This window comes from Roseovarius sp. (genome assembly GCF_965277045.1).
In the GTDB taxonomy this organism is placed as follows: domain Bacteria; phylum Pseudomonadota; class Alphaproteobacteria; order Rhodobacterales; family Rhodobacteraceae; genus Roseovarius.
On sequence record NZ_OZ255712.1, the window covers coordinates 2,752,051 to 2,766,176 of the forward strand.

12 protein-coding genes are annotated in these 14,126 nt (G+C 59.9%); 2 read left to right on the plus strand and 10 right to left on the minus strand.

The window, feature by feature from the left end; all coding sequences use genetic code 11:
* The 8 genes from ACQY4V_RS13785 to ACQY4V_RS13820 form a co-directional block, all read right to left on the minus strand.
* Entirely contained in the window at positions 1-180 is a 180-nt protein-coding gene (locus ACQY4V_RS13785) for a hypothetical protein (protein WP_428512565.1), read from the minus strand.
* A gap of 19 nt (positions 181-199) precedes the next feature.
* Entirely contained in the window at positions 200-2,755 is a 2,556-nt protein-coding gene (locus ACQY4V_RS13790; protein ID WP_428512567.1) for an FAD-dependent oxidoreductase, read from the minus strand.
* 15 nt (positions 2,756-2,770) lie between these two features.
* Positions 2,771-4,801 (minus strand): FAD-dependent oxidoreductase, encoded by a 2,031-nt coding sequence (locus ACQY4V_RS13795; protein WP_428512569.1) that lies wholly within the window; start codon positions 4,799-4,801, stop codon positions 2,771-2,773.
* Positions 4,798-5,484: a TetR family transcriptional regulator C-terminal domain-containing protein gene (locus tag ACQY4V_RS13800; protein ID WP_428512571.1), complete on the minus strand. Its 687-nt coding sequence runs from the start codon at positions 5,482-5,484 to the stop codon at positions 4,798-4,800. The genes ACQY4V_RS13795 and ACQY4V_RS13800 overlap by 4 nt, the downstream gene beginning before the upstream one ends.
* 19 nt (positions 5,485-5,503) lie before the next feature.
* A complete protein-coding gene (locus ACQY4V_RS13805; RefSeq protein ID WP_428512573.1) occupies positions 5,504-6,607 on the minus strand; it encodes an ABC transporter ATP-binding protein in 1,104 nt (367 codons plus the stop codon).
* A complete protein-coding gene (locus ACQY4V_RS13810; RefSeq protein ID WP_428512575.1) occupies positions 6,604-7,425 on the minus strand; it encodes an ABC transporter permease in 822 nt (273 codons plus the stop codon). Before ACQY4V_RS13810 ends, ACQY4V_RS13805 begins: the two co-directional genes overlap by 4 nt.
* Positions 7,422-8,324, minus strand: a complete 903-nt coding sequence (locus ACQY4V_RS13815) for an ABC transporter permease (RefSeq protein WP_428512577.1) — start codon at positions 8,322-8,324, stop codon at positions 7,422-7,424. Before ACQY4V_RS13815 ends, ACQY4V_RS13810 begins: the two co-directional genes overlap by 4 nt.
* A 133-nt stretch (positions 8,325-8,457) precedes the next feature.
* Positions 8,458-9,582 (minus strand): ABC transporter substrate-binding protein, encoded by a 1,125-nt coding sequence (locus ACQY4V_RS13820; RefSeq protein ID WP_428512579.1) that lies wholly within the window; start codon positions 9,580-9,582, stop codon positions 8,458-8,460.
* A 349-nt stretch (positions 9,583-9,931) separates the two neighbouring features.
* On the opposite strand from ACQY4V_RS13820, the gene ACQY4V_RS13825 reads away from it, so the two are divergent.
* On the plus strand, positions 9,932-11,209 hold the full coding sequence (locus tag ACQY4V_RS13825; protein ID WP_428517247.1) for a flavin monoamine oxidase family protein: 1,278 nt from the start codon (positions 9,932-9,934) through the stop codon (positions 11,207-11,209).
* Entirely contained in the window at positions 11,206-11,829 is a 624-nt protein-coding gene (locus tag ACQY4V_RS13830) for a GNAT family N-acetyltransferase (protein WP_428512581.1), read from the plus strand. Before ACQY4V_RS13825 ends, ACQY4V_RS13830 begins: the two co-directional genes overlap by 4 nt.
* A 552-nt stretch (positions 11,830-12,381) precedes the next feature.
* On the opposite strand, the gene ACQY4V_RS13835 is transcribed toward ACQY4V_RS13830, so the two are convergent.
* Together ACQY4V_RS13835 and ACQY4V_RS13840 are read right to left on the minus strand one after the other, a co-directional pair.
* On the minus strand, positions 12,382-13,341 hold the full coding sequence (locus tag ACQY4V_RS13835; protein ID WP_428512583.1) for an AbrB family transcriptional regulator: 960 nt from the start codon (positions 13,339-13,341) through the stop codon (positions 12,382-12,384).
* A 167-nt stretch (positions 13,342-13,508) separates the two neighbouring features.
* Positions 13,509-14,108, minus strand: coding sequence for a flavin reductase family protein (locus ACQY4V_RS13840; protein WP_428512585.1), 600 nt, complete (start codon positions 14,106-14,108; stop codon positions 13,509-13,511).
* Between the last annotated feature and the right edge of the window lie 18 nt (positions 14,109-14,126).

Below are 14,126 nucleotides of genomic sequence, written 5' to 3' on the forward strand. Positions count from 1 at the left end.
TTATTGCCCCTCATTGGCGGCGGTGCCAAGGGCATCCCGCAGGCGTGTCAAATCTTTCTTGCGTGCGCTGCAGCTGTCGCAGCCATTGGCCGAGACGGCGGTGGCGGGGGTATCGTCGAAACCACCACTGCCAAAATACATCAGGGCACCGGCGAGTCCCGCTGCAATGATTGCAACCATCATCCGCGCCCGTGTCATCTCAGGCCGTGCCTGTCTTCAAGAAGTGCCTGAGCGGTGCCGTGCTGTCGGGATCGTTGGCGACTTCGCGGTTCAGGAAGTCGACGGCGGCGACCTCGTGCGCCGTGGCGATCCGCAGGCCGGGCAAGTCCTCGGGTGGGGCCATCGCCTCGAGCTGTTCGAAGTCGTTGATGTAGCCAGGGAAGATTTCCTGCATCTCGGCGATCAGTGTTTGCCAGTCGTTCGGTACTTCCGCGGCCTGTGCGCGGCCGGTGGCATGCAGGTCCTCTGTCGGACGTGGTCTCAGACCGTACTTGTCTATGAGCGCGCGCATGGCGGTTGCGGTGTATGTCTCGACCTCGGAGAGAAGCATGAAGACCTGCTTTTGCGCGGGGGCGGGCAGTCGGTCGGCGATGGACGCGAAATAGGCTTCACCCTCGATTTCTTCCTCGTAGTATAGCAGCAAAGTTTCAAGGTATTTCTCCGAGACGTCCGATTGCGCCTTGGTCGTCGCGTTCGTTCCGACATCGACGCGGTCGTGTTTCATTGGCTGGTCGATATCCACGTCTTCTTCCAGGTTGCGCGCATAGCGGTGACCGGAATAGGTGGCACCAGCGACGACGGCGGGCGCCTCGCAATCCCCGATCCGGGTCAGGGTAAAGGGTAGGGCCATTCGGTCACCGCCCGCTTGGGCCAGGATGTCGTGGTAAAGCGCGTCGTTCGGCGCACGCTGCGTGACCATAATGACGCAGGCGATGGCCATCTGTGTCTCAACCCCGGTAAACGGACACTCAAGCGTCGCGACCCTGCCGTCGAACGCGGTCAAGGCCTGCGCCAGTTTCAGACGCACGCCAAGGGTCATCAGGTGCGTTCGGATGCGCCAGCGTTCCGAGGTCTTGCCGGCCCAGGCGCTGACCATTTCGGACGGAGTGCAGAGGGTGACGTCGATCCCGGCAGCCTTGATCTTTTCCGCGATGACGCCCCCCATGTAATAGCCATCCTCGTCATAGACGAGCGTCGGGCCCGCGGGCAGCGTGCCGTCCATGATGTCATCCGGTGTCAGGATCTGCGGGTTGCTGCCGGGAGGCACAATACTCACGTATCTCCCGCCGTCGAAGCGGTCCTTGCGCCACCTCGCGCCGGTGGCCACCGCAACATGATCGGCGCCGAACTCTATCACATCCTTTGCCGTGAGGTGGCTTCCGAGGAAGACCTCGATATTGGGCATTTTGTGGAACTGCTGCGCGCGGTAATCGCGGACGCGGATATATTCGCTCATTCCCGGCAAGGCCGCTTCGCGCGGCAGGCGCCCGCCAAGCTCGGTGCCTGCCTCGGCCAAAGTCACCTGGTAGCCGCGCTTGCCGAGGGCGCGCGCGGCCTCCAGCCCGGCGGGCCCAGCGCCGACGATCAGGACGGTGGAGTCCGAGCGCTTTGCATTCATTTCCTCGGGGTGCCAGCCCTTGCGCCATTCCTCGCCCATCGTGGGGTTCTGCGTGCAGCGGATCGGCACGCCGAGACTGTCGCCCGCGTAGCAGATGTTGCAGCCGATGCATTCGCGGATATCCTCGATGCGGCCTTCCTCGATCTTGTTCGGCAGGAAGGGATCGGCGATGGAGGGCCGCGCGGCACCGATCAGATCCGTGACGCCCCGCCGGATCTGGCTGACCATCGTGTCGGGCGAGGTGAAGCGGCCCACCGTCACGACGGGCTTGGTTGTTTGGCTTTTCACGAAATCCATGTAAGGTTCAAGCGCAGCTTCCTTGGTGAAACGCGACACGCCCATCTCGACGCCGTAATCGGCGATGTTGATGTCCCACAGGTCAGGCAGGTCGGCCAGCATGGAAAACATGTCACGGCGTTCGCCGTGGATCGGCACGCCCTCGGTTCCGATCTCTTCGTCGGCGGCGAAACGCACGGCGACGCCGCAGCGGTCGCCGACCGCGTCCTTGGTTTCCTCTATCAACTCGCGCACCAACCGCACGCGATTTTCAAGGCTGCCGCCGTATTCGTCGGACCGTGTGTTGATCGTAGGGCTGAGGAAGTTCGACAGAAGGTAAGTATGCGTGGCGTACACATAGACAATATCGAAGCCCGCGTCCCGCGCCCGAAGCGCCGCGTTGCGATGCCAGCGCCGCAGGTTGCGGATATCGGTCTTGTCCATCGCCCGGGCCTGAAAAGGATGGCCCACCGAATTGGGCATGCTGGTCACGTCCATCGCCACTTCACGCGTCATCATGTTGCCGGTTCGCGCGCCGCCATACCACAACTCCGCCCCGGCCAGCGCGCCGTGGGCGTGGACCTTTTCGGTCATCAGGGCATGGGCACGGATATCGCTATCATCCCAGAGCGAAGCCGAGGCGTGAGTCAGGTCATCCGAGGACGGGTGGATGGAATTGTACTCGGTGCAGATCACGCCCCAGCCGCCCTTAGCCTTCATTTCCCTCATGCCGGCCAGCATTCGGGGGCGCAGGTATCCCATGCCGGTGCAATGTGGCACCTGGTAGAACCGGTTCTTCGCCGTCACCGGCCCGATCTTCAGCGGCTCGAAGAGGATATCGTAACGGGGATTTCGGGACATCTGGGGCAGCTCCGGTCAGGATGAGGCAAGGTCGATGAGTTCGCGGCGGAAGGGCACGTTGCCTTTCGCGGGTTCGCCCAGTTCCCGCGCATAGCGGTGGCCGCTATAGACCGCCGCGGCGATGGTCGATGGACCCAGACAATCGCCGATGCGCGTCCGTTTTGATTCCGATTTCCAAAGGTCATCGACCGGTTTGCGCATGGTGACGAGCACGGCGGCGGCGCAGTCGAGCGTCTGTATCGTGTCGGTATAGACACAAGCGACGTCCACAGCGTTGGGCGCAATTCGTGCCACATTGTGTGCTGTCCTGATCCGCACGCCCAATTCCAGCAACTGCTTCTGGATCGCGTGCTGGTCGAGCGTGTTGTGCGTCCAGGACGACACCTCTCCGTCCGGGGTCACCAGCGTCACGTCGCAGCCCTCCCGGCGCAGTTTTTCTGCGATGGCGCCGCCCATGTAGAAATGATCGTCATCAAACAGCACGACGGGGCCATCGGGCACAGTCCCTTCCAAGATGTCGTCTGGGGTCAACACTTTCGCCCCGTCGGCAATCTCGATACCGAGCGGGTTCTGGCGTCCGATCCCGTCCGCCGTCCAGCGTGCGCCGGTGGCCATGGCGATGTGGTCGGCGCCGAATTCCGCTAGCGTGTCAGGGGTCATGGGGCTTTCGAGGTAAAGATCGACATTCGCCATCTGGCTGATCTGGTAGGTTCGGTAATCCACCACACGGCCCCATTCAGCGAGGCCGGGCAAACGCCGCTCCTGGGCCACGCGCCCGCCGGCCTCGCTTGCCTTGTCGGCCAGCGTCACCCGGTAGCCGCGTTGGCCTAACGCGCGCGCAGCTTCCAGCCCAGCAGGACCGGCGCCGATGATCAGCACGCTTTCATCTGCGGTCTTTTCGGCGATCCGTTCGGGATGCCAGCCGCGCCGCCACTCTTCGCCCATCGTCGGGTTCTGCGTGCAGCGGATGGGCACGAAATTGTTGTCGCCCGACACGCAGATGTTGCAGCCGATGCACTCCCGGATATCCTCGATGCGGCCTTCCTCGATCTTCTTGGGCAGGAACGGATCGGCGATCGAGGGCCGTGCCGCTCCGATCATGTCGAGCCGTCCCTTGTTGATCAGCGAAACCATTGCGTCCGGCGAGGTGTAGCGCCCTACGCCGACCACGGGCTTGGTGGTCACCTCCTTGACGAAGGCGACGTAGTCGTCCTGAAAGCCAGCGGGCTTAAACCGAGATGTGGCGCTGTCGTTCTCCCACGTGCTGAGGTTCACGTCCCACAGGTCCGGTTCTTCGGCGAGCATCTCGATCAGGTCGCGCCCTTCGCCTTCGCTGGTAAAACCCATGTCGCCCATCAATTCTTCGACGGCAAAGCGCAGGGCGACGCCGCAGGTGTCCCCGACCGCGTCCTTGGTATCGGTTAGGATCTCGCGCAGCAGCCGGGCACGGTTTTCCAGCGATCCGCCATAGGCATCGGAGCGGCGATTGCGGTAGGGCGACAGGAAATGCGAGATCGTGGAAAGCTGGTGACCGGCATAGACATATACGATGTCGAACCCGGCCTTCTTGGCCCGCAAGGCGCCGTCACGGTGCCATTTGCGCAGGGCGCGAATATCTTGAAGGTCCATCGCGCGGGCCTGCACGGGGTCGTGCAACGCGACCGGCAGGTGAGAGGGGGCCAGCGGCACATCGCGGGTGTAGCGGTTGGCTGTCATCTGCCCCGCGTGGTTCAGTTCGGCTCCGGCAAGGCTGCCGAACTCGTGAATCCCGTCACACATCTTGGCCAGCACGGGAATGTCGCGGTCATCCCAAAGGCGCCCACCGGCCCAGGGTGAATGGTCCGCCGACGGATGAACCTCGATTTCCTCGGTGCAGATCACGGCCCACCCCCCTTCGGCCTTCACGCGGCGCATCTCGGCCATGGACGAGGGAAAGCTGCGCCCCATACCGTTGCAATGCGGCACCTGGTAGAATCGGTTCCTGGCTGTGACGGGGCCAATCTTGACCGGCTCGAACAGCACGTCATAGCGGGGATCTCTCGTCATGTGTCGACCTGCGAGGAACAGGACGCCGGCGGATTGAAATAACCGGGAAATACCATGGCGAGGTAGGACGCCGTGCGCTGCTTGGCATTCTCCCGCGTGAATTCTCCTGGATAGACCAGGATGTTCAGACAGAATCCGTCGAACAAGCCTTCCAGAGTGTCGGCTATATGCTGGGCTTCCAGGTCGGTCTGACCGCTCGCATCGATCAGGTCTTGGCACAGACCGATAATGGTCTCCCATCGCTCGGTATCGATGCTGGTCATGATGTTGCGGTAGGATTTGCGATACCCTGCCTCGCCATAGAAGGCGGTCCAGACGGTCAGCTTTTTTCGGTTGCAGGTCTGGGGATGAAATTCAGCGTCGACGATCGCCATGAGTTTCTCATCGGAGGCCAGCCCCACTTTTTCGATCGACTTGACCCAAAGTTCGCGGTGTTCCTCGGCAAGAAAGCGCAGCGTTTCCTCGAAAAGCTTTTCCTTGCTCTCAAAGTGAAAATTCACGATGCCGACCGACAGGCCGGCAAGGCCGGTGACCGTGGTCATCGTTGTTCCTGAAATGCCGTATTTCGCGATGGAATCGATCGTGGCCTCAATCAATTGCTGACGGCGCACGGCCTTGGATGCGGTACGGCCCGTACGTTCATTGAGGCGCGCGGCCTTGTCTGTTGCTGCCGGTGTTTGCAAAAACTTGTCTCCTGAAAGATCAGCTGCCCGCGGGCAGTATCACGGCGGCTTCATCCTGCCATGCCAGCCATACCGCCTCGCCTTCCCGGGCCTTGAGCTTGCCGTCGTAACGGTTCTGCGCCGAAACGGCGATGGGGGTGTCATGGCCCTCGAGCATGACGAAATAATGGCTTCTTTCCCCAAGGTAGGCCGCGTTTTGCAGAACGCCGCGCACGGTCTTGGTGCCGCTGTTCGGCTCGGAGTCGGCCAGGTCGAGCTTTTCGGGGCGGATGGCGATATGAATGGTGTCTCCGGCATTCAGACCGTCCCGGGACTTGGGCAGTTCCAACACGCCCAACCCGGACGTGTCCACTGTGACCGTCTGGCCGTTCGCGCCGGTCACCTTGCCTTCGAAGAAATTCATCGTGCCGATAAAAGACGCGACTTCACGACTGTTGGGCCGTTCGTAAAGCCCGCTGGGCGTGTCCAGTTGCAGCACCTCGCCACCGGACATGACCGCGACGCGATCCGACAGGGTCAATGCCTCTTCCTGGTCGTGTGTCACGAAGACGAAAGTGATGCCGACGGTGCGTTGCAACGCCCGCAGCTCCAGCTGCATCTGTTCGCGCAATTGCTTGTCGAGCGCCCCCAAGGGTTCGTCCAGAAGCAGTACCTTGGGCTGCAACACAAGCGCACGCGCGAGCGCGATCCTTTGCCGTTGCCCGCCCGACAGTTCATTGGCCTTGCGGTCGCCGTAGTCGGGCAGCTTGATCAGCTCCAGCATCTCGTCGACACGCTTGTCGCGTTCGGCCCTGCCCAGTTTGTGCTTGCGCAACCCGTAGGCGATGTTGTCGCGCACGTTGAGATGCGGGAAAATGGCATAGCTTTGGAACACCATGTTCACGGGGCGCATATGCGGCGGCACCTGAGACATGGGCTGGCCATCGATGAATATCTCGCCCGAGCTGGGATTCTCGAACCCCGCGAGCATCCGCAGTAGCGTGGTTTTCCCACAGCCCGACGCGCCGAGCAGTGAGAAGAACTCGCCATGTCCGACATTCATTGAAATATCGTTGATTGCCTGGAAACTGCCGAAATACTTGTCGACATTCCGGATCGAGATGAAGCCATCGTCGTCGCTCATGACGCGTCTCCCTTTGCAGCGGCCGAGAACGCGCCCTTGTTGATCCATTGGCCCACGAAGACGACAATGAAGCTGACGACGATGATAATCGACGACAATGCGAGGATAGAGGGGAATTCCTGCGGAAAGCGCAGTTGGCCCCAGATGTACATCGGCAAGGTGGGTTGTGTTCCGCTGAGGAAAAACGCCAGTATGAATTCGTCGAACGACACAGTGAATGTCAGCATCAGGCTGGCAAGAACCCCAGGGCCGACCATCGGCAGGGTGACCCGCCAAAACGTCCACCATGCGTTTTCTCCGAGGTCTGCCGAGGCTTCCTCGATCGAGGCATCGAAGCCTTCGAAGCGCGGGATCAGCACCGCGATGGAAAACGGCAGGCAGACGATCATGTGACCGATCCCGACGGTGTAGAGCGAGAGCGGGATGCCCAGCTGGCTCATCAGCACCAGAAGCGCCACGCCGAAGATGATCAGCGGCACGACCAGCGGCAGCATGATGAAGGACACCACCGGGCCCTTGCCGGGCATCCGGTAACGCGTGATGGCCTTGGCCGCGAATACTCCCATCGTCGTTGAAAGGACGGCAACCACGACGCCCACGCGGATGGAATTCCACAGGGCGTTCCAGACCGCGTCCCGTTGGAACAGCTCGATGTACCAGCGCGTCGTGAAGCCTTCGAGCGGGAAGCGCACGTAAAGCGAGTCGTTGAAGCTGAAGAGCGGAAGAAACAGCACCGGGACGTAAAGAACGATCAGGAAGATCACGGCATAAAGCTGTAGCGGCCGGTTGGGTTTGCGGATGTAGCTTTCGGAACTCATGATATGCGCTTCCTCACGAACATGGTGAGCAGGATGAACAGCAGGCTGATCCCCGCGATACACAGCATCAGGATGATCGACAGCGCGGCGCCCATCGGCCAGTTGTTGATCGGGCCGAACTGTTTCTGGATCAGATTGCCGATCATCGTGCCGTCCGGCCCGCCCAGCAAGGCCGGGGTGATGTAGTCACCGGTGGTCGGGATGAAGACCAACAGGCTGGCCGAGATCACGCCGGGCAGCGACAGCGGCAGCGTGATGCGCAGGAACCGCCAGACCGGCCCGTCGCCCAGATCGGTCGCAGCTTCCAGAAGTGACTTGTCGATCTTTTCGAGCGAGACATAGAGCGGCAGGATGGCGAATGCCGCCCATGCGTGAGCAAGCGTGATGATCACCGCCTCCTGGCTGTATAGCAGGAACTCCAACGGTTTCTCGATCAGTCCCGTGGCCATCAGCGCCGAATTGATCACGCCTTCATAGCCGAGGACAACTTTCCACGCGAAGACACGCAGCAGGTAGCTGGTCCAGAAGGGGAGCGTCATCAGGACGATCCACATCATCTTGTGGCGATGCACGTGGAAGGCCACGTAGTATGCCATCGGATAGCATAGCAGCACGGTGAAAACCGTCACCATGCCGGACATGTAGAGTGATCGAGTCAACAAGGCGCCATAGATCGGGCGCTCCAGAAATTGCTCGTAATTGTGGGATGTGATCGTGGTGTTGAAGCCGAAGCCCTCGGCGGTCCAGAAACTCATGACGACCAGGATGCCGAAGGGCACGAGTATCGCGATCCCCAAGAAAATCAGGGCCGGCGACAACAGCGAATAGCCGCGCGCGGCCTCGGAGCGATAGAGCCAGCGACCGAACCAGCTTGCCGAGTGCCGGTTCGCATGCGACATTCGATTTCCGGGAAGTGTTTGATCCGTCATGACGGGGGCGCCTCGAGCATTGATCCGGCCTTCGGGTTGGGCGCAGGGCTGCGCGATCGGATGGATGTGTCAGCGCCGGACCGCCCGGCGCTGAAACCGTAGCTCAGAAACCGGATTTGATTTCCTCGAAGAGCGTGTTCATCCGGGTTTCCCATTCCTGAGACTGCGGGATCTGGAAGTGACCGGCCTCCAATATCTCCGACGGATTGGAACTCAGTCCGAGTCCCGCCAGCGTGTTCTCGTCGAACTGCTCGAACGACTTGGTGTTCGAGTGGCCGTAACCGTAATCGTTGATCATGAACTTGCCGGATTCGACGCTGAGCAAGCTATCGATCACGTCGTAGGCGCGATCGAGGTTGGGCGCGTCCTTGTGGATCATGAGCCCGCAAACCCATGTCAGCGCGCCTTCCTTGGGCTTGGCGAATTTCACTGGCACGCCTTCGGCTTTGAGCAGGGTGGCAGAGGAATTCCACGTCATGGCCGCCACCATCTCGCCCGACGAAAGCGCCTGTTCCAGCGTCGTGGTGTCATCGGTGTAGGTGCGGATCAGCGGTCGCTGTTCGCGCATCACGGCGGCGATCTTTTCAAACGCCTCGTCGGTGTCCAACTCGGACAGCGGCACACCGGCTTTTATGGCACCACACCACCACGCGTCCCCGCCAGAAGCCAGCGACCCGAGTCGACCCGAGTATCGCTTATCCCACAGCATATCCCAGCTTTCTTCACCTTCGAGCTCGAACATGTCGGTGCGATACGTGATCGAGGTCTGACCCCAATCGAAGGGCGCGAGCCAAACGTTGGAGCCTTCGGCCTCGTTTCCGGGCAAATCCACCAATTGTGGCATCACGTCGCCCCAGTTGGAAAGGCGCGTCGTGTCGATTTTCTGGAAAAGACCGGACTTGACCCAGCGCGGCAGGCCCGAGTTGCACGGATGCGAAACATCGACGACATAGCCGCCGCGCATCTTGGTCAGCGCCTCTTCGGAGCCGCCGAAGATCGCGAAATTGGGCAGTTCACCCGTCTTTTCCTGATATGGGACAAAAAGTTCGGGGATGTCGTATCCGCCCCAGGTGAAATAGGTCGCCTGGTCTTCGGCGGCCGCTGCAGCCCTGCGTCCGGCCAGCGGCACGGCGGTGACCCCGACCCCCGCCGCGAGCAGCGATTTCGTGAACGCGCGCCGGCTCATCTTGCCTTCGCGCATCGATCCCAATTGGTCCTTGATGTCCATGATCTTCTCCCATGTTGCGGCTGCTTTTGCAGTCCAGTTTTTCTTTTTTGACGCCGCCCGGTCGTGAAACGGGTTTGCGCGGCGACGCTTGTTTCGCACGTCTCGGCCGACGTGATCTCGCGACACTTGGCCATCCACTTATTGAATATTCATTCAGTGTGGCGTTGAAAAATGCCACACGTCAAGGATAGTATGCGCTTACAAGACCGCGGCGTATGACGCCAGAATGGCGGCTTCTAAGGCGTCTGGTGGGATATTCGGTCGCTGTTTCTGTCTGAAATCACGCGGCGCAATCGAAAGGTCACTCATGAAAAGGCGGAACGTTATTATGGGCTTAGCTGCAAGCGGAATGCTCCCCTCACGCGGAGTCGGCCAACCAGCGGATGCGGACGTCATCATCATCGGCGCGGGAATCGCAGGTCTGCAAGCGGCGCAGGTTTTGCGATCAGCCGGCCGGTCCGTGCTTACTTTGGAGGCAGCAAATCGAATCGGCGGACGCGCTGTGACCGACACCACGACACTTGGTCAGCCGTTCGATCTGGGATGTTCGTGGATCAACGCGGACGACAACCCCTTCCTTGATATCGCACGTGACCAGGGTGCCGAGCTGGTCCGCCAATCCAGCGCCGGAGAGGCGCTTTTCGTTGGGTCCCAGCGGGCGAACAGCTCCCAGCGCGCTGCCTATAATAAGGCGTGGGGTGCCATCGAGAAAGGCTTCGAGAAAGCGGGTGAGGCAGAGTGGGATATCCCCGCGTCCCAGATCGTACCCGAGAACCTTGATTTCGGCGCAACAGTCCAGACCTGGATCGGCCCCATGGATCACGGCGTCGATTTTCGCGACCTGTCGGTGCTGGATTATTGGGAAGCGGATGAAGGCTATCCCAGCTATATCGTGCGCAAGGGTCTGGGGGCGGTCGTCGCCAGTTGGGGCGCCGACGTTCCAGTTTCCCTGAACACGCGCGCGACCGGCGTCGATTGGGGTGGAACGGGAGTTACCGTCCAGACGGACCGAGGCACGCTTCGCGCCAAAGCCTGTATCGTGACCGTATCCACCGGCGTGCTGGGCAGTGGTGCCATCAACTTTTCGCCGGCCTTGCCGGACACCGCGCAGGGCGCGATTGCCGATCTTCCCATGGGGCTCTTGTGCAAGATCGGACTTCAGTTCGACGGGGCCCGCTTCGGCTTTGTACCCGATCAATGGTTGACGCACCACGTGGCGGGCGACGTACCGGCAGAGGCATGTTTCTTTCTTACATGGCCATTCGGGTTCGACTATTCGGTCGGTTTCTTTGGCGGCGCCTTCGGCTGGGAGCTTGCCCGTGCGGGCGAGGATGCGATGATTGATTTCGCGCTGGACAAATTCGTCGAAATGGCTGGAAGCGATGCGCGCAAACAGTTCGTCAGGGGGACGGCGTCCGGCTGGGCCGACGATCCCAATACGCTTGGGGCCTATGCCTCCGCGCGTCCCGGACGATACGAGGCGCGTGATCTGTTGGCGCAGCCCATCGCCGACAAGCTGTTCTTTGCAGGCGAAGCGGTCGCCGGTCCCTACGCCGCCCTGTGCAGCGGCGCCTATTATAGCGGACAGGCCCAGGCCGAGGCCGTCATCAAGGCGCTTGGATCATGACCTTGCTCTCCTGGCGAGATAGGCCTGTCCCACCGGTGCCGCCAGAGGATCTTGTTCTGAGAACGGCAAGGCTGGAGCTTCGCCCGCTCACGCTGGAGGACGAGGATTTGGCCATTGCGCTTTTCACAAATCCGGAGGTGGTGAAGTACGTGTGTGACGCCTACAACCCCGTTGAGATACGAAACCACCTGCCTGTCGAAGTAAGACGCGCCGCTGGTGGCCGTATCGGGATATGGACAGCAACCCTCTTGGATACAGGCGCGAAGATCGGAACCTGCATCTTGCTGCCCCTTCCGATTGAAACCGACGACACGGATTGGTCGCTGATGATCGGTGATCGCTACCCGGACGCCGAAATCGAAGTGGGATACATGTTGTTGCCCGCCTACTGGGGGCAGGGGTTCGCCACCGAGATCTGCACGCGTCTTCTGCAATTCGCCTTCGAACACACGGCACTGGACGAGATCAAGGCCGTTACCGACCTCGGCAACCTGGCATCGCAGCGGGTTCTTCAAAAATGTGGGCTTTCTGCCGAAGGGACCCGGCGTGCTTATGCCGAGGATTGTGCCGGCTTCGGCATCACCCGACAGACATGGCGCTCAAGCCCCGGTCATTCGTGAATGTTCGAGCGAAACGAACAAAGGTCCTTTTGTTGGTGAAGTAGTTTGACGCGAACGGTCAAGTTAGCCGCGGAACGATGATTGTCTTACGAAGCTGTCAACGCTTCCCGGAAGAAACCTGGATTTCCGCCTCGTTGTACGCAAACCTCATAGCCAGAAGTCAGCGAGGACCAACCACCTATAGGAAGAGAATCTTCAGTTTCTGTTTGCTGGCGCGTTAAGCGGTAATGCGGGGCCTCCAAGAACAATATTGAAAAAGGATTTGTGTAGTCGGATTTCCTCGTTGGTGTGATGTCGCCGCGAAGGTCCAGCGAAGCTCCGCTTCCGCGAAATACTAAAATTGTGTCATAGCAGCAGCGAATGTCCGCTATCCGCCCAACGACGCTGTTAACTTAATGAAACTTATGAAAAAGCTGCCGAGCAGCAAATCGCACATCACAAATAGCAAATTCGGTAAGTCTCGAGCCAGATTTGAACGCCGGCGCCCCGAAAAATCGGTTCTTCGGGTGTTTGGTTGGAAAAAGTTCAACGATACGAAGTCTTTTCAGCTTCTTACCGAGAAACCGTTGGACCAAAAAATCGTACGGTTAGCCCAATTATACTTCCGGCAAACGGCAAGATTATGAAGATACGGACCACATGAAACGCCGTTACAACTGCCAGCCCGTCTTGCAGGATTTTGGCAGTAAGAGCCATTTCAGTGACACTACCAGGTGCGGTGGACAACAACATGACCTGCCAAGTCTCGCCTGTAATCCACGCAAGCACCACGCCCATTCCGGCACATAGGATGATCAACAGCAATGATGCCAAGATCGCACCCGGGATGAAACCGCGCGCTCTTCGCAGAAGGTCCCGGTCGAAAACCGCACCCAACCAGACGCCCAGGAATATCTGGGCAAATACCAGAACGGGATAGGGGTACGCTGTGATCGGGAAACTGAAGGCTGCGGCCAAGGCCGCCCCACCCAGCGACCCTACGAAAAACGGATTGGCAAGTCGTACTGCTCTGGCAAGAAACGCACCAGCCAGACCTGTCACGGCCAGAAGAACCGCGCCCGAAACAGTCCAGCTCATTCGGCTCAATGCTGCGACCGGATCCTTTATAGTCCCGTCTATGGCAACTATCGCTGGTGGGATCAGGATCACCAAAAGCATGATCCGCAGAGTCTGCGCAAAGATGACAGGACCGGGGCGTACTCCGTACCTCTCGGCCAGATTGGCACTTTCCACCGGGCCCATCGGGATGGAAGCCAGCACAGCAGTGACAACGTCGACCCTGCTGACCCGCATCAAAAACAATGCGACCAAGAAGCCCAGACCAATGGTCAAGATCGCGGTGCCGAACATTGGAACCAACAAGGACCCCAACGCCGCCACCGCGTCCGGCGTGAAAGACAAGCCGACCGAGGTCGCCACCAAGATCTGCCCGATCTGACGCGTCTGACCCGGAACCGGCAATGGCCGCTCGGCCAGCCGGACACAGGCGGCAAAGACCATCGCTCCGATCATCCAAGGCAGCGGAAAACGAATCCAGTGGGCGAATAGTCCGAATAAAAGCGCGCCAGAGTACACCAGGAGCAGTTGAACGCATCGGTATAAGAATAGGCGCGCTCTCATCTTACTCAGCATTCGGAAATCGTGACAACATTTCAGGTGATTGGGGTCGTCATCTGTCTTCAGTCATCGGGACGCACCAGTTCCCAAGCTTCGTTTACCGTTGTGTAATCGCGATATCCCATCCGCGCTATTGGACGGGCTTTCACAGTGTCGAAACGGCCATTGCAGATGAATTCATCGCGGATATGAGTACGGACCACCTCGCCAATGACCATGTAACGATCAATCAGCTTCCCGGTTCGGTCTTCCAATTGCAGGGTCTGGATCGTAACGCATTCAAAGGCGGCGGGACTTCTCGCCACGAAAGGCGTTGAGATCTCCACCGGGTCGCCCTTTTCGAGACCCGCGGCATCGAACTCGCTCGTTCCATACGGCAAACTCTCGGAAGAAACGTTCATCGCTTGCGCCAGGTCTTCCGTCGCCAGGGAAAATGTAAACTCGCCACGGTCCCTCGCATTAACAAAGCTGTGCTTGGCGCCATCGCTCGCAAAGTAGACCTGGTCGGGATAGGCGCCCAGACCGTTGAAGAAGGAATAGGGCGCCAGATTGGCACTACCGCTGCCGTCCAACGTGCCGATCCAACCGATGGGTCGAGGCGTGACAATCGCTTTGAACGGGTTGTAATCGAGGCAATCAGGCCGCGTGGCGCCGTAATTCATAGGTGAATCTCCATCGAA